Raw genomic sequence first — 22,364 nt, forward strand, 5'->3', positions numbered from 1 at the left:
GGGCCGCGCGCAACGAGCACAGGGAGAAAACCCTCATGACCCCCGTCCTGGAGATCCGCGGGATCGACAAGAGCTTCGGCCCCGTCCAGGTCCTGCACGACGTCGACTTCTCCGTACACGCCGGAGAGGTCACCGCGCTGGTCGGCGACAACGGCGCCGGCAAGTCCACCCTCGTCAAGTGCATCGGCGGCATCCACCCCGTCGACTCCGGCGAGTACCTCTTCGGCGGCAAGGCCGTCCAGATCAACAGCCCCCGCGACGCCGCCGAACTCGGCATCGAGATCGTCTACCAGGACCTCGCGCTCTGCGACAACCTCGACATCGTCCAGAACATGTTCCTCGGCCGGGAGCACCGGCGCGGCATCGTCCTCGACGAGGACACCATGGAGGAGATGGCCGCCAGGACCCTGGAGAGCCTGTCGGTCAGGACCGTCAAGTCCATCCGCCAGCACGTCTCCAGCCTCTCCGGCGGCCAGCGCCAGACCGTGGCCATCGCCAAGGCCGTGCTCTGGAACAGCAAGGTCGTCATCCTCGACGAGCCGACCGCCGCGCTCGGCGTCGCCCAGACCGCGCAGGTCCTCGAACTGGTCCGCCGCCTGGCCGACCAGGGACTGGCCGTCGTGCTCATCTCGCACAACATGAACGACGTGTTCGCCGTGTCCGACCGGATCGCCGCCCTCTACCTCGGCCGGATGGCCGCGCAGGTCAAGACGTCCGACGTCACCCACGCGCAGGTCGTCGAACTGATCACCTCCGGCCGCAGCGGCGACCTCGGCCTCACCAACGGAGTCAGCGCATGACCGACACGATCGCCTCGCCGCGCGCGTCCGAGGCCCCCACCATCAGCGGCAGCGTCCGCGGCTACGCCGAGCGGGTGCGCGGCGGCGACATGGGCGCGCTGCCCGCGGTGTTCGGCCTGGTCGTGCTCTGCACGGTCTTCTCGATCCTGCGGCCCGTCTTCCTCACCCCCGGCAACTTCGCCAACCTCCTCACCCAGGGCGCCGCGACCACCGTCATCGCGATGGGCCTCATCTTCGTCCTGCTGCTCGGCGAGATCGACCTGTCGGCGGGCTTCGCCAGCGGCGTCTGCGCCTCGATCCTCGCGATCCTCCTCACCGAGCAGGGCCTGCCCTGGTACGTCGCGGTCGCCGCGGCCATCCTCACCGGCGTGGTGATCGGCACCGTCCTCGGCACGATCGTCGCCAAACTCGGCATCCCGTCCTTCGTCGTCACCCTCGCCGCCTTCCTCGGCTTCCAGGGACTCGTCCTGCTGCTGGTCAAGGGCGGCACCAACATCTCCATCCGCGACGAGACGATCGTCGCCATCGCCAACAAGTACCTCCCGCCCGCGCTGGGCTGGGCGCTGCTGGTCCTCGGCGTCGCCGGCTACGCCGCGCTCCAGCTCCTGCGGGCGCGCAAGCGGGCCTCCCGCGGCCTGACGACCGACCCGATCGCGCTGATCGCCGTCCGGGTCGGCGCCCTCGCCGTGCTCGGCGGCGTCGCCGTCTACATCCTCAACCTGGAGCGCAGCCGCAACCCCGCGGTCGTGTCGCTGACCGGCGTGCCGGTCGTCGTGCCGATCATCGCGGTCCTGCTGGTGCTGGGAACGTTCGTGCTGCGCCGTACCGCGTACGGCCGTCACCTGTACGCCGTCGGAGGCAACGCCGAGGCCGCGCGCCGGGCCGGCATCAACGTCGACCGGATGAAGATCAGCGCGTTCGTCATCTGCTCCGGCATGGCCGCCGTCGGCGGCATCATCGCCGCCTCCCGCGCCAGCTCCGTCGACCCCAACACCGGCGGCAGCAACGTGCTGCTGTACGCGGTCGGCGCGGCCGTCATCGGCGGAACCAGCCTCTTCGGCGGCAAGGGCCGCGTGCTGGACGCCATCCTCGGCGGCACCGTGGTCGCCGTCATCGAGAACGGCATGGGCCTGATGGGCTACAGCTCCGGCGTCAAGTACGTCGTCACCGGAGCGGTCCTGCTGCTGGCCGCCGGGGTCGACGCCCTGTCCCGCAAGAGGGCCGCCGCCACTGGTCTAAGGTGATCAGCGACCCCGACCCCCCGAAGGAAACCCACGCGATGCGGGCTGGCCCCTCCCAGGAGGAGATCCGGCGCCACAATCTCGGCGCCCTCCTCCGGCACGTCCACCTCGGCGGCCCGACCTCGCGCGCGGAGCTGACCAGCCGGATGGGCCTCAACCGCAGCACCATCATGGCCCTCACCGCCGACCTGACCGCCGCCGGTCTGGTCCGCGAGGAGCTGCCCAGGGAGACCGGCCGGGCGGGCCGCCCCTCCCTGGTGGTGCGCCCCGAGTCGGCGCGGGTCTACGTGTTCGCCTTCGACGTGGGCGTCGACCGGCTGGTCGCCGCCCGCGTCGGCCTGGGCGGCGCCATCCTCGACCGCCGCGAGACCGTACGGCGGCGCGGCCCCTTCTCCCTGGAGGAGATCGTCGGCCCGCTCGCCGGGTTCGCCCGGCAGATGCGCCGCAAGACCCGTCCCGACACCGTGTGCGTCGGCGCCGCCGCCGCCTTCTCCGGCGGCGTGGACCGCGGCGACGGCGTCGTGCGGTTCGGGCCCAACATGGGCCCGGCGAAGGACGTGCCGTTCGCCGAGGAGATGACCCGCCGGCTCGCGTTCGGCATGCCGGTCAAGGTCGGCAACGACGCCAACCTCGCCGCCCTCGCCGAACACTCCCGCGGCGTCGGCATCGGCTGCCGCGACCTCATCTACATGCACGGCGACGTCGGCGTCGGCGGCGGCATCATCGTCAACGGCCAGCTCCTCGGCGGCCACGGCGGCTTCGGCGGCGAGATCGGCCACATGGTCGTCAATCCCAAGGGCCGCCTGTGCGGGTGCGGGTCGCTGGGCTGCCTGGAGGCGGAGGTGGGGGAGCGGACGCTGCTGGAGGCGGCGGGCCGGATGCCCGGCATGCCGCAGGGCTCGGGCCGGGGAGTGGGCTCGTCACAGAACGCGCGGCGGACGGGCGCTTCGCAGGGTACGGACGGCCCGCGGGGCACTGACGGACCGTGGGGCGCGGACCAGATGCCGGGCGTCCTCCGCGGCGCGGGCGAAGAAACGGGGACGCCTCCGGGAGCCGTCCCCGTCGCCGCCGGACCGGGGATCGGCGGTCTTCGTACGCCGGGACCGATGAGCGGCGGGTTCGAGACGTCCGGCCTGGAAGCCGGTAGGTTCGAGACGTCGGGCCTGGAGCCCGGCGGATTCGAGACGGCCGGCTCGGAGACCGGCGACCCCCACGAGCATCTGATCGGCCGCGACGCCGTACGGGCCGTGGTCGACGCCGCCGACCGAGGTGACGTCGTCGCCCAGGCGGCCCTCAGCCGGGTCGGCGACTGGCTCGGCTTGGGCGTCGCCAACCTCGTCAACATCTTCAACCCCGAGATGGTCATCTTCGGCGGCATGCTCCGCGAGGTCTACCTCGGCTCAGCCGCCCAGGTCCGCAGCCGCCTCGCCGTCGACGCTCTCTCTGCCTCCCGCGAGGGCCTGCGCCTGCGCACCGCCGCCCTCGGCGACGACGCGACCCTGATGGGCGCCGCCGAACTGGCCTTCGCCCAGGTCCTCGCCGACCCCCTGGAAGTCCTGTCCCGCGCGGGCTCCTGACTCTCTTCCCGGCACGAGGCCCGCTCGCACGGGTCCGCCGTACGGCACCGCGTGCGCCTGCATGGCGCTGTCACCGTAGTTGTTCGCCGTCGCCGTCGCCGTCAGCCGGAGGCGGCCATGCGACCCGAAGACGCTCGGGGTTGAAAGTGTCACCCCTTAATACGTTCTACGGACCCCCTGTTCACCGGAATCCTTACCCTGCGTGATCGCGTATGTGACAATCCTTCCTTTCTGATTTCAAACTCGCTGTTTTTCTTATTTGCTCCTTATTTAGATCTTGTGGAACGGATCGTTCCATGTGTACCTTCTGATCGTTTGCTGACTGCTGTCCTCCGAACCGTCGGCCCGCGCCCGCGTGGTCACCGCACGGGCTGGAGAAACGCGACGGCTTTCGCCGTCGCGCGGACTGTTCGGAGGGTGATGGCGTATGCGCCGTGGTTCGGCTTGGGTCCGTTTGGTCACTGGGAAGGCATGGGCGACGGCTGCACTGATCACTGTGTTGACACCGGGGTTGCTGGCGTTCCAATCACTCCCCGTTTCCGCTGCCGCTCGCTTGGCTGTCCCGTTTCCGGGAGTTGCCGAGACGCCGAAACAGATGTTTGGTTCTGCGGAAAGGGTGCCTTCGCTGGTCTCCACGAAGCTTACCGAGACCTCTCGGAAAGGCGACCGCGGGACGAGTAAACGCGATCCAAGGCCACCTAAAGGTGCGTTTCCGCTGGAAAGTCGGTATGACGATGACCCGGGGGCAAACGCGAAGTTGGACGCGGTGGAGCAGAGGAACCGGTCTGAGAGTGAGCGGCTCAAAGCCATCACTCTTGCGATGGAAGGAGAAGCTCCTTTCATTGAAGACATGCACCCTCTCGACTACGATCTATCGGGGTCGTTGACGCCCCTGCTGAGCGTGGAAGCCACGAGGTTTAACGGAGGGACGCAGGCACAGTTCCGATTTTTCTTCAACATATGCGAAAAGCCAGAAGAAGCTGAGGACGAGAACCCGATCCCACCAACCCCTGCTCCAGTTCCCATATGTGTGGAGTCGGGAGGGCTTGACGGTACGAACACCTGGCGGGTGCCGGCAGGAAAGCTCACCTGGGGCAGTGAGTATGAATGGTGGGTGCGGGTGACTGATCCTGAGCGCGGCACCGCGACCACAACTCCCAAAAGGTCACTCACCACCGGCGTGCACCAGCCCGCCACCACCTCCACGCTGGGTGAGCGAGGAGCGAACGGTCAAGAGTTCTATCAGCTGTCCGGTAACTACACCACTCAATTCACTGACGTGCAGATAGCGTCGGCCGGACCGCCGTTGTCAGTGGTGCGGACCTACAACAGTCTGGATCCTCGTACTGATGGGATCTTTGGTGCTGGGTGGTCGACCCGCTGGGACATGAAAATCGTTCCTGAGGCGAGGACTGGAGAAGCGGAGACCCTGTTGGTTACCTATCCCAACGGGCGTCAAGTGCGGTTCGCGGCACAGGGAGACGGTAGCTTCCAACCTCCTCCGGGGATGTACGCCACCCTCGTCAAGGTTGAGTCGGGCGGCTGGAAGCTTATGGATAAATCCTCCACAACCTACTATTTCGATGCTCAAGGTCGACTACTGAAAGTCGGCGACAAGCGGGGCCGTACCCAGACCTTGCTGTATGCGGGCGATGGCAAGCTCTCTCAGATCACGGCTACCGGTGGCCGATCTCTGTACTTTTCCTGGACGGGAACCAATGTAACCTCGGTGTCTACCGATCCCGTTGAGGGGAAGGTCCTGACATGGAACTATCGGTATGTCGGGGATAACCTGACCGAGGTGTGTTCTCCCGCTACAGCGCCGAACTGCACGAAGTTCACTTACCAAGACGGATCGCGCTATCGCACCACAGTGCTCGATGCCGAGCCGGTCGGGTATTTCCGGCTTGGAGATCCCGCCTACACTCCTGCCGCCAACGAAGGATCCAACGGCATTCCAGGCATCTACTCCAATGCGGCCGTTGGTCAGCCGGGTGCACTCGAGGGAACCGCTGACACTTCCGCGGGCTTCACGAAGTCCACTGTGCAGTTGCCAACTAATATTTTGGCACGCTTGCGTGATCAGGTATCGATCGAAGGCTGGTTCAAAACCGCGAGCAACGGCGTGATCTTCTCTGCTGGAGAGTTCGGTTACCAGTACGGAGCCGCTTTTCCGGTGCTGTATGTAGGCATGGATGGGCGGCTACGCGGACAGATGGGTGCGAAGAGAGACTCCAGCGAAAATTGGGTATACACACCGATCACAACTGTTGAACCGGTCAATAATGGCCAATGGCATCATGTGGTTCTTAATGTTTCCGAAGGCGCCCAGAAACTTTACCTGGATGGCCGAGCTGTCGGTGAAGTGGCCGGCGACTTCTATCCAGAATATCGATCCAATGCGTATATCGGTAGTGGGGATCGTGGTAGTAAATGGAGTGACGTTCCTGGCGGCCCTGCCACTTCAGGGGCATTCCCCTTTCAGGGTTCAATCGATGAGTTCGCGCTCTACGGTAAGCCTTTGACTGAAGCTGAGATCAGCTCCCACTATGGGGCGCGGGCGAAGGTAGCCAACAAGCTTACAAAAATCGAGTTGCCGTCTGGCCGAGTATGGATGAGCAACACTTACAACTCCGTCTCCGACCGGATCGAATCTCATACCGATCAACATGGCGGCACTTGGAAAATTGCTAAACTGGACCACTCGCAGGATTATGAATATTCCTATGTTGAAGTGACCGATCCTCAAAACGGGAAACTGGTCTATGAGTACGACCAATGGCGCGGTTACCGCTTGGTCAACCAGACTGATCAGCTTGGCAAGATCACTAAATATGCCTATGGCACTGGTGGTTTTCCAAAGAAGGTGACGGATCCCAACGGGCTGGTCACCGATCTATTCTTCGACAAGCGAGGTAACGTCCTCGAATCAAAGCGATGTCGGACTACAGGAAACTGTCAAAGCAGCTATCGTCAGTACTATTTGAACAAAGACGATGATTTTGACCCGCGCAACGACCGGCTCATCGCTTCCCGGGACGCCCGCTCATCCAGCGCCACCGACAACACCTACGCCACCAAGTGGGAGTACAACGAGTACGGCGAGCCCCTCAAGGAGACGACTCCCGTCACCGCCGATTTCCCCAACGGCCGCTCGACGCTCACCGCCTACACCGACGGTACCGAGCCCGCGATCGGCGGTGGGAACACTCCGGCCGGCCTGGTGAAGTCGATGAAGGACGCCAGGGGAAAGGAGACGGCCTACCGCTACACCTCGGCCGGTGACCTGGCCGAGCAGACCAGCCCCTCCGGCCTGGTCACGAAGTTCACCTACGACGCGGTGGGCCGGATGCTCACCCGCACCGAGGTCTCCGAGGCGCACCCCACCGGGGCGACGACGACGTTCACCTACGACGGTCTCGGGCGCATGCTCACCCAGACCGGGCCCGGCGTGAAGAACGAGGTCACCAACGTGACCCACACCGCCAAGGTCACCTACACCTATGACGCGGACGGCAACAAGCTGACCGAGACGCTGTCCGACCTGACCGGCGGCGACCCGGAGCGCGTCACCACCTACACCTACGATGCCTCCGGCCGGGTGGAGACGGTGACCGATCCTGAGGGCGGCGTGGTCCGCACCGCCTGGGACACCACCGGCGCCCGTGTCTCGACGACCGACCAACTGGGTGTCGTCCGTACCTTCGGCTACACCAAGCGCGGCGAGCCGGCCACCACGACGCTGAAGAACTGGACCGGCAGCCCGGTCAGCCCACAGCCCGCCAAGGACGTGGTCCTCCAGTCACTCTCCTACGACCCCGGAGGCCGGCTGGCCGCCCAGGTCGACGCGATGGGCCGCAAGACCTCCTACACCTACTTCGCCGACAACCTGCTCTCCCAGGTGATCGCCGACGATGTCAAGCTGAACGGCCTGACCAGCACCACCGACGTGGTGCTGGAGGACAACACCTACGATGCGGCAGGAAACCTCACCAAGCAGGTCAAGGGCGGCGGCAAGGCCACCACCGAGTACGTCTACGACGCCGCGAGCCGCCTGACCTCGACCACGTTCGACCCTGCGACGCTCAAGCGCAAGACCACTCTTGAGTACGACGAGGCGAACAACGTCACCAAGAAGACCCTCACCGGCGCGGGCACCACCCGGACGGAGTCCACTCTCTACGCCTACAACGCGCTGAACCAGGTGACGCGGCAGACCGTGGAGAACGGCGACGACGACCTGGTCTCCACCAGCACCTACGACGATCGCGGCCTGCTGGTCACGACCACCGACCCGCGCGGCAACGCCTCCGGCGCCACCGCCGCCGACTTCACCACCGAGATGCGCTACGACATCGCGAGTCAGCTCGTGGAGAAGACCTCCCCGCGGGTGAAGGTCGAGAAGACCGGGTCGGCAGCCGATGGCCGTCCGACGGAGAAGTATGGCTACGACACCGCCGGCCTGCCCACCCAGACCGTCGACGCGGAGGGCCGCAGGCTCACCTCCGCCTTCGACAAGGCCGGGCGGCTCGTCTCGGCGGCCTCCCCGCCCTACACCCCGCCGGGCGGCGAGGCGGTCACCCCCAAGGTCGGCATCGAGTACGACGCGGCGGGGCGGAAGACCAAGGTCACCGACGAACGCGGCTACGTCACCTCCACCGAGTACGACGCGCTGGGCAACCCGGTACGGGTCACCGACCCCGGCCCCTCGGGACCGGGCGGGCAGTGGGTGACCCAGTTCGACCTGCTGGGCGAGCCGCTGGCCACGATCGACCCGACCGGCGCCCGTGACGAGGCCACCTACGACGACCTCGGCCGGAGGATCACCCAGACGCGGATCGAGCGCAGGCCGACCACCGCCGCCTACACCACGACCCTCACCTACGACACCGCGGGCAACCTCACCAAGAGCGTCGCCCCGGGCAGCAAGACCACCGGTTACGAGGTCAACGCCGCCGGAGAGGTCACCGCCACAACCGACCCGAACCTCAATAGGTCCACCGTCGACTATGACCTCGCGGGCCGTACGGTCAAGGTGACCGACCCGCTGAAGAACGCCACCGAGGCCGTCTACGACCTGGCCGGACGGCAGACCGGGGCCAAGGACCTCGACGCCACCGGCGCGGTCGTCCGTACGCTGGGCTTCGGCTACGACGCGGCCGGCAACGCGACCAGCGGCACCTCCGGTGAGGGGCACGTCACGCGACGGACGTTCGACGCGCTGGGCCGGATGACCTCGCTCGTCGAGCCGGTCTCCGCGGACAAGTCGATCACCACGACGTTCGGCTACGACGCGACCGGCGCCCGTACCCGCCTCACCGACGGGCGCGGCAACGCCACCTGGACCACCTACAACGTCCTCGGCCTGGCCGAGTCGGTCATCGAACCGGCCACCACCGCCCATCCGAATGCGGCGGACCGCACCTGGACCACCGGCTACGATGCGGCGGGCAACGCCGTGACCACGTTGCAGCCGGGCGGGGTGCGCATCGACCGCGTCTTCGACCACCTCGGCCAGGTCACCAAGCAGACCGGTGCCGGGGCCGGGGTGAACACCCCCGAGCGGAACCTCACCTACGACGACGCCGGCCGGCTGACCGCGATCGGTGACTACACCCTCGAATACAACGACCGCAGCCTGCTGACCAAGGTGTCCAAGGCGACCGTCCAGGTCGCCGCCTACGCCTACGACGGCCTGGGCAACACCACCCAGCGCGTCGACACCGCCGGCACGTCCACCTACACCTACGACAACGCCAGTCGGCTGAAGACGGCCACCGACCCGGTCACCGGCCGCACCTGGACCTACGGCTACGACAACGCCGACCGGCTGACCAGCCAGACCTCCGCCAACCCGGTCAACACGCAGAGCTACACCTATGACGCCGTGGACCGGCTCACCTCCCACACACTGAAGAACAGCGGCGGCACCCAGCTGTCGAAGATCGCCTACGACTGGGACAAGGACGACAACCTCGTCACCAAGACCACCAGCGGTACGGCGGGCGCCGGAGTCAACACCTACGGCTACGACCACTCCGGACGCCTGACCTCCTGGACCGCCCCGGACGGCAAGGCCACCGCCTACGAGTGGGACGACGCGGGCAACCGCACCAAGGCCGGGGACAAGACCTTCGTCTACGACGAGCGCAACCGGCTGCTGTCCGGCGGCGGCACCGAGTACACCTACACCGCCCGCGGTACGGTGGCCACCGAGACCACCGGCGGTGTCACCAAGAACCTCGTCTTCGACGCCTTCGACCAGATGGTCTCCGACGGGGACGCCGCCTACGGCTACGACGCCCTGGGTCGGATGACCTCCCGCACCAAGGGCGCGGCCCAGCAGCGGTTCGTCTACTCCGGCCTGAGCAACGACATCGCCACCGTCACCGATGGGGCCGGCGCGCTCCAGGCCAAGTACGGCCGCGACCTGGTCGGCGGCCTGCTCAGCCTCCAGGAGGGCGGCGGCCCGGCGCTCGGCACGATGACCGACCTGCACGGCGACCTGGTGGGCACCTTCTCCGGCACCGCCCTGGTCGACTCGACCGCCTACGACCCGTTCGGCGAGGTGCTCCAGCGCTCCGGCACCCAGCGGACCCTCGGCTACCAGGGTGAGTACACCGACCCGGACACCGGCAAGGTGAACATGCATGCCCGCTGGTACCGCCCCGGAAGCGGCAGCTTCGCGTCCCGTGACACCGCGACCTTGGAGCCGAGTCCATCGGTCCAGGCCAACCGCTACACCTACGCCAACGCCGGCCCACTCGCCGGCATCGATCCCACCGGGCACAGCACGACATGCAGCGGCTCGTGCGTGGTCAACACCGCACCCAGCGGCGGATCAGGCGCGGGAGCGGCCTCGGGATGGAGCTTCAGCTGGAGCGACTACATCGACGAAGTTATAGCCCGCCAGCAGCGCGCAGCAGATTGGAGCGCCCCTACTACTGTTGGCCAGCCTTACATTTCGCCTACCTGCTGTTCGTTCAATGGAAGCAGTGAGGCAGATTTAACGTGGTGGGAAGAGCGTTTCGGAGACTACGCTCGACTTCCACTTCTCTCCGACGAGGAGGCGCGAAGGCTAAATGTTCTTCCAAATGGGAGACCCATGCCAAAGAGGATGGAGAGCGAATACTGGGAAAAGGCAACCAAGGGACTACAAAAAGATTTTTTGTTGATGTACAACATTAAGCAAATGTATGGCCTGGATTGGAGCGATAGAGAGATAACCGATTACTGGGCAATCGTTAGTATCAAAGAGCTAATAGGGCTGGCGAATAAAACGATTGCTTCATCTCGTCCTTTGTCTGCGTCAACAAATAATACAAAAAGCAAATCTACTCGAGACCATTATTTTATCACTCATAAGCCTCAATGCAATAATGCCGGGTGTGTTCATATGCAGCGATACTGCGAGAGGGACACTAACCGATGCTCCTTAAGTTGGGGCATTAAGCTGATGGGGGTGGCGAGGGATGCATATACAGTTTCGCTGAATTATTTCATCGAGATCAACGGCGTGGCCGTTAAGGGAAGTAAGGGTAGGCCACAAGCTTACGGCCACTCGGAGCAGGGAACATATAACTTCCATGGAAGTTGGGGACTTCCTAACCCTAGAGAAGGTTTAAGGAGAGGCGACTATAGATGTGGCTTCCTAAGGCTTTCCAACTGTCATCTGACACCTACTTCTAAGATCTATATTGAATTCTCTGGAGAGCTAATACTTAGGGGAGGAAAAGAGGGCCACCTCTTTGGGTATGGAAGTTTTTATGGACACAGTTAAGGGGTCTGCATAAATCAATAATCTAGCATTAATTTGATAGTGAATTGTACTTTAACTAATAACTTTCGTGAGCCCATATTTGGCTACATTTGATTTCCGTGGCACGGCTTTGATGATTTCCAATCCACTGGCACCGAAGGTGATGATTTATGAATAATATTAATCCCATACAGGCTAAGCGACTTAAAAATGCTCTGTCTTTGGTGGAGGAAGATCTAAGTGTAGAGATTAGGGAATCTTGTAAGTTTCAGTTTATTGCTGGAGGATCGGGCGGGGAAGTATATGTTGGATTAAGTGATGGAAGATTCTGGAGTGGGGGGACTTCTGTGGACTCAAGTAGTGAATGCAGCGCACTTCAATCCGTTGCCATTGGGGTTCAGGAGTGCTTGATGGAAATTCTTTGGGTGGTGTGGCCAGAATGCCCTAATCATCGTCTTGGCCTCCATCTTGAGCCTGACAGTAATGAATGCGCGGTATGGATGTGTAGAGAGGGAGGGGGGCATGTTGTTGCTGTGGTGGGAAGGTTGCTAAAGAAAAATTAACAGGGGTGAGATCATATTTTATATGAAAAGGCATTATTGATAATATTGAGGGTATAAAGCTTGTCGTTCAGTTCTCGGATGTGTCTATTGTCCTGCCGGGGCTGAAGCTGGCTGCGAGCCTCATGTACGGAGTTGGCAAGACGGGTGGAGGTGTGGGCGGTGAGGATCTGGGCGGCTTCGCCGATCATGGCGGCGGCTGCGGGGATCTCTCGCTTCTTGATCAGCGCGATGGCGTATTCGAGCTGTAGAAAGCCTCGTTCACGGCTCCAGGTCGGACCCATCTCTCTTATGATGCGATCCGCATGGATCATCGCCTTATCCGGCCGGTTGAGTTCGACCAGGCAAAATACACTGTGGCGATCGAGTACATCTGGTCGACACCAGAAGAGGTGGGGGAGATCGACCTCAGGAGAGCTTGTCTCTGCTTGAGCGATGGCCCGCTCCAGGACATATAGACCATTTTCGTCATGTTCGGCTGCAGAAAGGGCTCGGGCTGCCACAAGAGAGGTGGCGGCCTGCTGTAGGCGATTACCGCTTGCCTTGGCCCAGCCTTCGGCGGCATAGATGTGGTCCATGGCGATGGTGGGTCTTCTCTGGTAGATCGCCATGTTCGCCAGCAGGCCGTGCAGGTGTGCCAGGAGGGCGGGGTTGCGGAGTTCGTGGGCGGCGGCCAGGCCCTCGGTGTAGCGGCGGGTGGCGCCGTCGTAGTCGAGCAGGTCGAAGCGGCTCCAGCCGGTGAGGTGGGACAGGCTCCAGTACAGGCGCAGCAGGCGGGTGCGCAGTGCGGGGGTGAGGGTGGCGTGGCGGAGCAGGTCGTCGACGAGGGCGCGTTTGGCCTCGGCCACGGGCAGGACCTTGGCGGGGCCGAGTTCTTCGTCCAGTGCCCACAGGCGGGCGGTCAGGCGTTCCAGCAGGTCGAGAGCGTTGTCATCGACGGCGGTGTGCCTGCGGGCGAGGGTGGCGAGGCGGTCGCGGTCGCCCTCGGGCAGGTGGCGTAGCAGGGGCAGGGCGGGGGCGCCGCCGAGGAGCAGGGCGAGTTCGAAGAGCAGGTCGCGGCGTTTGATGTCGGCCTCCTCGGCGGTGAGGGCGCGCAGCAGTCCGGTGCAGTCCACCGCACCTGCCAACGAACCACCGGAGGCGGCTGCGAACGAGCCGCCGGTGAAGCGCGCGGGCGGGCCGCCCGGGGCGCCTGGGAAGAGGCCGGAGGCGGTGGGCGGCTGCGGGTTCATGCTGGCACGCTCACCGGGGCCGGACGCCAGAGGCCACGGGGCGAGGGCTTCGTTACACGGGGACAGGTGGGTCATGTCAGAGGTCGTGGCCGGTTGCGGGAGAGCCGGGTGGGCGAGCCCCCATGGGGTCTGAGCAAGGCCCGGCAGAGCCGCCTGATCGATGCCTGGCAGGGGAGTCGCCCCAGGGGCGCCTGACAGGGCGGGTGCCTCGTGAGGAGGGCGGTGGTGGGCGTCGAGGTGGCGGTGGTCGGCGCGGTCGAGGAGGTCGCGGTCGCGGGGGCGGTAGGTGGCGTAGGCCTGTTCGGTGACCAGGTGGCGGGCGGTGGTCTGGTAGAGGCGGGCGAGGATGGCCAGGGTGCGGGCCGGTGGGCGGCGGCCGGTGGCGGGCCAGGACTCGTAGTCGTAGAGCCGGGCCTCGCGCAGGCCGGCCGTACCGGCGGGGTCGAGGTCGTTGTGGGTGGCGACTATGTCGGCGGCGGTGCGGCCGTGGGCGTAGCGGTACAGCCGCAACGGGCTGACGTCGTGGTCCAGGGCCAGGACGTCGGCGATCTGGTCGTAGGTGAAGGCGCGGGCGCGCAGGGCGGTGCTGCGTCGCCGGCAGTCGAGCAGGGTCCGGTAGCCCTCGCCTGTCATGGGTCGCCTCCTTCGCCGAGCCGTACCGTACGGAAATCGTAAACGATCCGTCACTTTGTGTGACAGACGTACGGGGAAGTGGGGATGCGCGGGCAGTCGGTGGGGTGTCGGCGCAGGTCGGCTGGGTGCTCGGGTGGGGTGGTCCGGCGGGCGCGGATGGGGATCGGCGCGGTGGGCGGTCCGCGTCACCGTGTGCGGGACGGTTCTTCGCGCGCACGCGAGGACACGCACGCGAGGCCACGCACCAAGGACACCCACCCGAGAAACACGCACCCGAGGAGACGACATGACCGCTGCCCCCGACGAGGCGAGCCCTGCTCCTGACGAGGTGGGTTCCACTCCTGCTGAGGCGAGTTCCGTCTTCGACGAGGCGATCCCTGCTCCCGGCGATGGTGCCCTCGCCTGCGGTGAGGTGGCGCCGATGCTGGTGGACGCCATGGTGGGGCTGTGGCCCGGGGGCATGACCTACCGGCGGACCTTCCCCGGCCGCGCCGACCAGATCCCGGAGGCCCGCCGCTTCGTCCGCTTCCTGCTGGAGGACTCTCCCCGCCGCGACGACGCCGAGCAGATCGTCGCCGAGTTGGCCGCCAACGCCGTCGCGCACACCGCCAGCGGGCAGCCGTACGGCACCTTCATCGTGGAGGTGGCCCGCAGGACCACCGCGATCCGGGTCACCGTCTACGACTGCGGCTGGGGAGCGACTCCGCGGTTCGCCTCGCGTCGCGACGCCGACCCGTTCGCCGAGGACGGCCGGGGCCTGGCGCTGGTCGCCGGCCTGGCGGTTCGGGTCGGGGTGCGGGGGACGCAGGCGGTGGGCCACGCGGTCTGGGCCGAACTGCCCCCACGGTGAGCACTCCGCCGGGCCGCTCTGAGACGGGCATCCTGCCGGGCCGTCCCGCAAAGAGCGCCACGAAACCGTACCGAGTTCCACAACCGATCCGGACCAAGATCGGCAGGTCCCTTGGTGATCAATTGACTGCCCCGAGTGGCGGCGTCCCGACACTGTCAGGAGGGAACGCGTCCGCGTTCCCGACGGATCTCTCGGGGGGCGGGAAACGGTGAACGCGCAGGGTGCGCTGGTGACGACGCCGGCCGTACGGGCCGCGTGGCGGCTTCGCGACGAGCTGGCGGGCAGGGGTGTCCTGGGCGACGTTCACGGCGGGTACGGCCTGGCTCTGGTGCTGCTCTGGGCCGACCTGGTGGTCTGGACGGACGGCGCGGTCTACCGGTGGTGGACCGGCCGCACGTCACCGAAGACCGGCCGCCGCCTCTACATGGTGTACGGCGTGCACGACCTGGCCACCACCGTCCGCGGGGTCATGCTGCGCTGCGCGGATCTCTACGAGAGCGGGGGAGTGCCGGTGCGGTGAGAGAGGGGATGCGGGCCGTCGCCGTGCCCGATCCTTACCCTTGCATCGGTCTTTTTGGCTTTTATGGAAATTCGAGGCTTCGTTCGTGCATGGGGTGCGTTGTGGCGGGCAGAGGCTGCGTCGAGGGGATGTGAGGAGACGGGCCGCCCTCCCGCCGGGCCAGCGGGACGGCGGCCCTCGCCGTTACCTGATCATTCCGGCGACCAGGTTGCGCAGTTCGATGTGACCGGCCTTGACCTCGGCCACGTCGCCCTCGACGCGCTTCATGGAGGATTCGAGGTTGCCGACGGACCGCTTGACCGCCCCGATGTCTCCTCGGATCTCCTTGATCTCCTCCTTCACCCCGCCGATCTCGTTTCGGAGCCCTCCGACTTCGGTTCGGACTACTCCGATCTCACCCCGAAGGCTTCTGGCCTCGGTGTAGAGATCCTTCCGGAGTGCTCTGACCTCGGCGTGAAGTTCGTCCCGGAGTCCTCCGACCTCGTTTCGGAGTCCCTCCTGATCCTTCCGGAGTGCTTCCTGGCCCTCCCGGAGTCCTCCGACCTCGTTTCGGAGTCCCTCCTGGCCCTTCCAGAGTTCCTCCTGGCCCTTCCGGAGCTCTTCCTGACTCTTCTGGAGGTCCTCCTGACCCTTCCGGAGGTCACCGAGGGCCGCAAGGATCGTCACCGACACCTTCGACTGTTCCAGGGACCAGGTGCGCAGGTCGGCGACGTCCTGCTCCAGGAGCGAGATCCGTGCTTCCGTGTTCGTGCTCAACGCGTCTTCTCCTCGCTGTCACGCGCGATAGGGGGAATGCCTGACGTGTGACATGGAGGGCGTCCAGGCGGGATCAGCTTACGCAGGGTGAGCGGCGTGTCGCCGGAGGTTTCCGCCGGAGTCGCCGGCGGACGCGGTCGCGGGAGGGCGGGGACCCCTCCGGGTGGAAAAGAACCGTTCCCTGTGGATGGCCCTCCGGCGAAAGACAGATCTCCGAAGAAGAGGGACCGCCTGCCGTACGGCTGTGGGGCGTACGGCGGGCGGTCCCGGTGGAGGTGGAGCGTTCTACGCTGTCGGCGCGTGCCGGGCGATCCCGTAGACGCGGGGCAGGCGATCTTAAGGGTCAGGCGACCTTGGAGGGGGAGGCGGTCCAGGTGTTGCAGGCTCCCGGGCTCTCCTGGTCGAAGCCGCGGTTCAGCCAGTAGGCGACATTGCGGGCCTTGCCGTGGCTGACGGTGTCGTAGGCGTAGCTGACGACGTAGCGGAGGTCGGACTGGCTGCGGCCGAGGTCGCGCCAGATGCTGCCGATGAAGGCGCCGCCGAGGCACTCGGCCTGGAGCTCGATCTTCCGGATGTCGGCGAGGAGGGCCTTCTTGGTCCGGTACCTCCTGTGGTCGAGGGCGCCCGTCATCCCGGAGAGCCGCTGCACATGGTGGCCGTACTCGTGGGCGACGACCTCCAGCAGGAACAGCTCGGTCGACTCCGACAGGATGGACGGGTTCAGCAGGAAGGTGATCCTCTTGGTCTTCGCGCAGTAGACCGCCTGGGCGCCCTTCGGGAACGGTCCACAGCCGGTCGGGAAGCCGAGCCGGGAGGTGGTCTGGAAGCCGGGCTTGGAGAAGGGCAGTTTGGCCTTGGCGAACTGCCTGCTCCAGGTGTCGTTGAGGCATTCGACCACGAACTCCAGGTAGACCCGGGAGGAGTCGAGGTCGTCCGGCTTGACGGGCTGCTCCTGGCAGGAGGTGGCGTCGAGGGAGCCGGTCCTGTAGATCGGGTTGCTGGTGAGGGCCTTCGTGCCCGTGGGCGCGGGGGCCGCGGCCTGCCCGGTGACGCCCGCGGCGGCCGTGCCGGTGAACAGCAGGCCCGCGAACACGCCCGAGAGCAGGGTGATGAGGGGGGTACGCATGATCACGAACCCTATAGAGGCATAAAGCGCCGGTAAAGCGGATTGGGGATCTCCGCGCCCGGAAGACGCGTGCGGCCGTACCCCTGGGAGAAGGGGTACGGCCGCGCGGTGAGGACGGTGGAACAGGTGGAACGGGAGAAGGGTCAGGCGACCCGGGAGCTGGAGACGGTCCAGGTGTTGCAGGACGACGGCGAGCCGGAGTTGAAGCCGCGGTTCAGCCAGTAGGCCTGGCTGCTGCCCTTGCCGTGGTCGTTGGTCGGCCAGACCTTCTGACCGTTCTGGACGGTCCAGCGGATCATGGCGTCCCAGTGGTCCTGCGGGACCGGCAGGTCGTCGGAGATCTGGCGGAGGAACGCCGCGCCCATGCAGTCGGCCTGAAGCTCCAGGCGACGGGAGTAGGCGAGCTTGGCGGAGGTGCGGGCCCGCCAGACGCTCTGGCCGTAGTAGCCCATGATCCCGGAGAGCTGCTGCACGTGGTGGGCGTACTCGTGGGCCATGAACTGCGCGTTGTTGGGCGCGTACGGCTGCTTCAGCACCGAGCGGAACACACCGATGTAGATGGTGCGGTTGCTGGAGCAGTAGTAGCCGCCGGCGCCGCCCGGCCACCTGCCGCAGGGGCTTCCCACCTTGGTGGTGGTGAAGCGGAGCCTGGGCTGGGCGAAGGACAGGCCGGCCTTGCGGAACTGGGTCTTCCACGCCAGGTTCAGGCAGCGGTTGACCTTGGTCATGAAGGACCGGTAGGAGGCCGCGCTGCCCGCGCGGATCTGTCCGGCGGCGCAGGTGACGTTGGGGAGCAGACCGGTGCGGTAGAGCGGGTTGGCGGTCACGGCGGCACGGCCGCGCGGGGGTGCCTTCACCGTGGTGGCGGCCGCGGTCGCCGTGGAGGCGGCGGTTCCGGCGGCGGGGGCGGTGACGGTGGCGGCTTCGGCGGTGCCGGTGGCCATGACCAGGCCGAACGCCAGGGGAGCGACCACCAGTGACGAGAGTTGTCTGAAGGGGAAAGTGCTCATGGTGAGGCAAAGGCTAGCCCAACTGTGTACAAAACATGCGGAAAGCCCACGCTGAACGTGCAGAATCCGCTGTCTTGGAGGCAGGGGCCGTCATGCGAACTAGACTCGTCCCAGATGCTGACTGGACAGAGGGGATGATTCCGTGAGCGAGCGGACCGGACGGCCTGGCAGTCTTCTGGAAACGGTCAAGGGACCGGGAGACCTGAAGCAGCTGCGGCCCGAGGAACTGCCCCGCCTCGCCGCCGAGATCCGCGACCTGCTGGTCAGCTCCACGGCGCGCATCGGCGGCCACCTGGGGCCCAACCTCGGGGTCGTCGAGCTGACGATCGCCCTGCACCGGGTGTTCGACTCGCCGCGCGACACCCTCCTGTGGGACACCGGCCACCAGGCGTACGTCCACAAGATGCTCACCGGCCGCGCCGACCGGTTCGACACGCTCCGCCAGGAGGGCGGGCTGTCGGGCTACCCGAGCCGGGCCGAGTCCGAGCACGACGTCATCGAGAACTCCCACGCCTCCACCGCCCTGTCGTACGCCGACGGCCTGGCCAAGGCGTTCAAGCTGCGCCGCGAGGCCGACCGCACGGTCGTCGCGATGATCGGCGACGGGGCGCTCACCGGCGGCATGGCCTGGGAGGCGCTCAACAACATCGCGGCGAGCAAGGACCTGCCGCTGATCATCGTGGTCAACGACAACGGCCGCTCCTACTCGCCGACGATCGGCGGCCTCGCCTCCCACCTGGCCGCGCTGCGCGCCACCCAGCGCTACGAGGACGTGCTCGACTTCGTCAAGGACAACCTGACGAAGGTGCCCGTCGTCGGCCCGCCGGTCTACGACGCGCTGCACGGCATGAAGAAGGGGCTCAAGGACGTCCTGGCCCCGCAGGTGATGTTCGAGGACCTCGGCCTGAAGTACATCGGTCTGGTCGACGGCCACGACGAGCAGGCGGTGGAGGCCGCGCTGCGCAAGGCCAGGGGCTTCCGCCGCCCGGTCATCGTGCACGTGCTCACCAAGAAGGGCTTCGGCTACTCCTTCGCCGAGAACCACGGCGAGGACTGCTTCCACTCGCCCGGCGTGTTCGACCCGCTGACCGGCGAGGAGAAGCCCAAGCCGCACGGCTGGACCAACGTCTTCAGCCAGGAGATCGTACGGCTGGGCGCCGAGCGCAAGGACCTCGTGGCGATCACCGCGGCGATGCTCGGCCCGACCGGGCTGATCCCGTTCTCCGAGGCGTTCCCCGACCGCCTGTACGACGTCGGCATCGCCGAGCAGCACGCGCTGACCAGCGCCGCGGGCCTGGCACTGGGCGGCCTGCACCCGGTGGTCGCGGTCTACGCGACGTTCCTCAACCGGGCCTTCGACCAGCTGCTGATGGACGTCGCCCTGCACCGGCTGCCGGTCACGGTCGTCCTGGACCGGGCGGGCGTCACCGGCGACGACGGCGCCAGCCACAACGGCATGTGGGACCTGTCGATCCTCCAGGTCGTCCCGGGCCTGTCCATCGCCGTGCCGCGTGACGAGCCGCGGCTGCGCGAGCTGCTGGCCGAGGCGGTGGCCGTCGACGACGGCCCCACCGTCGTGCGCTACCCCAAGGGCCCGGTGCCCGGCGAGGTCGAGGCGGTCGGCAGGCTCGGCACGATGGACGTGCTGCGCGCGGGCGGTCCCGGCCTGCCCGCGGAGAGCGACGCCCCGGCCGCCGGTCCGCTGGACGTGCTGTTCATGTCGGTCGGCCCGATGGCCGAGACCTGCCTGGAGGCCGCCGCCCTGCTGGACGCGCAGGGCATCTCCGCCACCGTGGTGGACCCCCGCTGGGTCAAGCCGCTGGACGAGGCGCTGGTGGCCGCCGCCGCGGCGCACCGGCTGGTCGTGGTGGTCGAGGACAACGGCCGGGTCGGCGGCGTGGGCGACGCGGTCGCCCGCCTGCTGCGCGACGCCGACGTCGACGTCCCGGTCCGCGTCTACGGCGTTCCGCAGCGGTTCCTGGACCACGCCAAGCGGGCGAAGATCCTCAGCGACATCGGGCTGACCTCCCAGGACATCGCCAGGGAGGTCACCGAGGCGGTGGCGCGGCGGACCCCGGCGCTGGAGAGCAACCCGGCCCGCTGACCGCGGCCGGGCCGCCGGGGAGCGGCCGGGGCTTTCCCGGGAAGAACCCGTATCGCGACCGTTCAGGAGTTGATCCGGTGGGCATGACCTGACCCATGGGACGCAGCGGCTCTGGATGGTCAAGGGGGATCCCGTGGGCGTTTTCCGCGTCAAGTCGGTAGAGCAGTCGATCAAGGACACCGAGGCGCCGGAGCACCGGTTGCGCAAGGACCTGTCCGCGCTCGACCTGACGGTCTTCGGCATCGGCGTCATCATCGGCACCGGTATCTTCGTGCTCACCGGCCGGGTCGCCAGGGACCTGGCGGGGCCCGCGGTGGCCCTGTCGTTCGTGGCGGCGGGGATCGTCTGCGCGCTGGCCGCGCTGTGCTACGCCGAGTTCGCCTCCACCGTCCCCGTCGCCGGATCGGCCTACACGTTCGCCTTCGCCACCCTGGGCGAGTTCCCCGCCTGGATCATCGGCTGGGACCTGACGCTGGAGCTGATGCTCGCCGCCGCGGTCGTCGCGGTCGGCTGGTCGGGTTATCTGACGTCGCTGCTGGACTCGGCGGGGCTGGCCCTGCCCACCGCGATAGCCGGGGAGGGCGCGGCGTTCAACCTGCCCGCGGCGCTGATCGTGCTGGTCCTGACCGCGATCCTGGTCGCGGGCGTCAAGCTGTCGTCCCGGTTCAACCTGATCGTCGTCGCCATCAAGGTCACCGTGGTGCTGCTGGTCATCGTGGCGGGGCTGTTCTTCGTCAAGGGGGCCAACTACAGCCCGTTCATCCCGCCGGCCAAGCAGACCCCGGCGGTGGAGGGGCTGGCGGCGCCGCTGATCCAGGTGGTGTTCGGCATCAGCCCGGTCGCCTTCGGCGTGATGGGAATCTTCACCGCCGCCGCGATCGTGTTCTTCGCCTTCATCGGCTTCGACGTGGTCGCCACCGCCGCGGAGGAGACCCGCAACCCCCAGCGGGACCTGCCCATCGGCATCATCGGCTCGCTCGTCATCTGCACCGTCCTGTACGTCGCGGTCTCCCTGGTCGTCGTCGGCATGGAGCCGTACTCGCGGCTCAGCGAGGCCGCGCCGCTGGCCGACGCGTTCAAGGCGGTCGGCCAGACCTGGGCCGCGACGCTCATCAGCATCGGCGCGCTGGCCGGGCTCACCACGGTCGTGATGATCCTCATGCTGGGCCAGTCGCGGGTGACGTTCGCGATGGCCCGCGACAACCTGCTGCCGGGGTGGTTCGCCAGGGTGCACCCGAAGTTCGGCACGCCGTACCGGATCACGATCCTGATGGGCGTCATCGTCGCGCTGCTGGCCGGGCTGGTGCCGCTGTCGGCGATCGCCGAGCTGGTCAACATCGGCACGCTGTTCGCGTTCGTCATCGTCTCGATCGCCGTCGTCATCCTTCGCCGCACCCGGCCGGAACTGCCGCGTTCCTTCCGCACCCCGCTGGTGCCGCTGGTGCCGATCCTGTCGGTGCTGGCCTGCGTGTACCTGATGCTGAACCTGCCGGTGGAGACCTGGCTGCGGTTCGTGGTGTGGATGCTCCTCGGCATCGTCGTCTACGCGGTGTTCGGCTACCGCCACAGCCGGGCGGCGGGCCGTGAGGCGGAGGCCGGGAAGACGGCCTCCTAGGGACGGGCTCAGAAACGGAACAGCGGGCCGGTGAGGGCGGTCATCTCGCAGCCGTTGTCGTAGGTCCGGGTGAACCGGACGGGCCTGCCCGCCCAGGTGCCGAACGCGCCGACGGTGTGCGGGTCGTACTCCGGCGGGCAGATCAGGTCGATGTCGTAGGTGAGCCTCGGCAGGTCGCCGTCCACCTGGCGCAGCAGGCCACAGGCGGTGACCGGGTCGGGGTGGCTGCCGCCGTCTCCGGCGCTTCCGTCTCCGCCGTCGCCGCAGCGCAGCACGACGCTCTTGGCGGGGCCGCCGGCGACGGAGAGGGTGAGCGTGATGGGCGGGCCGGCTCCGGCGGAGCCCATGGCGGGGTCCTGGGCGGAGGAGGAGCCGCCGAGGGCGGCGGCGAGGTCGTCCGAGACGCTTGAGGGGCCGTCCGGTGCGGAGGATTCGGCCGCGTGCGACATGACGGCGAGGGCGAACAGCATGACCGCGGAAGCGATCTTGACGGTTCTCATGGCGGGGATGTTCCCCGTGTCGGGTAAGGACCCGGCCGGGACATGGCCAAGGATCTTCCCGCTCGCCCTCTCCGGGCCGGG

13 protein-coding genes and 1 pseudogene are annotated in these 22,364 nt (G+C 66.8%); 9 read left to right on the plus strand and 5 right to left on the minus strand.

Annotated elements, in window-relative coordinates; all coding sequences use genetic code 11:
* The first annotated feature begins 35 nt into the window (after positions 1–35).
* The 5 genes and pseudogenes from ACZ6W9_RS29935 (at position 36) to ACZ6W9_RS29955 (ending at position 11,398) form a co-directional block, all read left to right on the plus strand.
* Complete coding sequence (locus tag ACZ6W9_RS29935) at positions 36–800, plus strand: ATP-binding cassette domain-containing protein (RefSeq protein WP_389960459.1); 765 nt, start codon at positions 36–38, stop codon at positions 798–800.
* On the plus strand, positions 797–2,044 hold the full coding sequence (locus tag ACZ6W9_RS29940) for a sugar ABC transporter permease (RefSeq protein ID WP_389960461.1): 1,248 nt from the start codon (positions 797–799) through the stop codon (positions 2,042–2,044). The genes ACZ6W9_RS29935 and ACZ6W9_RS29940 overlap by 4 nt, the downstream gene beginning before the upstream one ends.
* Before the next feature lie 35 nt (positions 2,045–2,079).
* Positions 2,080–3,618 carry an ROK family transcriptional regulator gene (locus tag ACZ6W9_RS29945; RefSeq protein ID WP_389960463.1) on the plus strand — a complete coding sequence of 513 codons (1,539 nt, stop codon included), beginning with the start codon at positions 2,080–2,082 and terminating at the stop codon, positions 3,616–3,618.
* 850 nt (positions 3,619–4,468) lie between these two features.
* Positions 4,469–6,148: pseudogene (locus tag ACZ6W9_RS29950) on the plus strand (DUF6531 domain-containing protein); the annotation flags it as partial.
* 453 nt (positions 6,149–6,601) lie between these two features.
* Positions 6,602–11,398, plus strand: a complete 4,797-nt coding sequence (locus tag ACZ6W9_RS29955; RefSeq protein ID WP_470120865.1) for an RHS repeat-associated core domain-containing protein — start codon at positions 6,602–6,604, stop codon at positions 11,396–11,398.
* Positions 11,399–11,951: 553 nt separating this feature from the next.
* Here the strand turns inward: ACZ6W9_RS29955 and ACZ6W9_RS29960 are convergent.
* Entirely contained in the window at positions 11,952–13,802 is a 1,851-nt protein-coding gene (locus tag ACZ6W9_RS29960) for a hypothetical protein (RefSeq protein ID WP_470120726.1), read from the minus strand.
* Between the two features lie 286 nt (positions 13,803–14,088).
* Here ACZ6W9_RS29960 and ACZ6W9_RS29965 point away from each other — a divergent pair, with 286 nt between their 5' ends.
* Both ACZ6W9_RS29965 and ACZ6W9_RS29970 read left to right on the plus strand, forming a co-directional pair.
* On the plus strand, positions 14,089–14,652 hold the full coding sequence (locus ACZ6W9_RS29965) for an ATP-binding protein (protein ID WP_470120728.1): 564 nt from the start codon (positions 14,089–14,091) through the stop codon (positions 14,650–14,652).
* Between the two features lie 208 nt (positions 14,653–14,860).
* On the plus strand, positions 14,861–15,172 hold the full coding sequence (locus ACZ6W9_RS29970) for a hypothetical protein (RefSeq protein ID WP_389960473.1): 312 nt from the start codon (positions 14,861–14,863) through the stop codon (positions 15,170–15,172).
* A gap of 183 nt (positions 15,173–15,355) precedes the next feature.
* On the opposite strand, the gene ACZ6W9_RS29975 is transcribed toward ACZ6W9_RS29970, so the two are convergent.
* The 3 genes from ACZ6W9_RS29975 to ACZ6W9_RS29985 form a co-directional block, all read right to left on the minus strand.
* Complete coding sequence (locus ACZ6W9_RS29975; protein ID WP_470120730.1) at positions 15,356–15,928, minus strand: hypothetical protein; 573 nt, start codon at positions 15,926–15,928, stop codon at positions 15,356–15,358.
* 343 nt (positions 15,929–16,271) lie between these two features.
* Complete coding sequence (locus tag ACZ6W9_RS29980; RefSeq protein WP_389960477.1) at positions 16,272–17,054, minus strand: neutral zinc metallopeptidase; 783 nt, start codon at positions 17,052–17,054, stop codon at positions 16,272–16,274.
* 143 nt (positions 17,055–17,197) lie between these two features.
* Entirely contained in the window at positions 17,198–18,064 is an 867-nt protein-coding gene (locus ACZ6W9_RS29985; protein ID WP_389960479.1) for a neutral zinc metallopeptidase, read from the minus strand.
* A 142-nt stretch (positions 18,065–18,206) separates the two neighbouring features.
* Here ACZ6W9_RS29985 and dxs point away from each other — a divergent pair, with 142 nt between their 5' ends.
* Entirely contained in the window at positions 18,207–20,168 is a 1,962-nt protein-coding gene (dxs, locus tag ACZ6W9_RS29990) for a 1-deoxy-D-xylulose-5-phosphate synthase (protein ID WP_470120732.1), read from the plus strand.
* A gap of 133 nt (positions 20,169–20,301) precedes the next feature.
* The gene (locus tag ACZ6W9_RS29995) at positions 20,302–21,783 is read left to right on the plus strand and encodes an amino acid permease (protein WP_389960483.1); all 1,482 of its coding nucleotides are present in this window, start codon (positions 20,302–20,304) and stop codon (positions 21,781–21,783) included.
* Between the two features lie 8 nt (positions 21,784–21,791).
* On the opposite strand, the gene ACZ6W9_RS30000 is transcribed toward ACZ6W9_RS29995, so the two are convergent.
* Positions 21,792–22,283 (minus strand): SSI family serine proteinase inhibitor, encoded by a 492-nt coding sequence (locus tag ACZ6W9_RS30000; protein ID WP_470120734.1) that lies wholly within the window; start codon positions 22,281–22,283, stop codon positions 21,792–21,794.
* Between the last annotated feature and the right edge of the window lie 81 nt (positions 22,284–22,364).

This window comes from Streptosporangium sp. NPDC053982 (genome assembly GCF_055585205.1).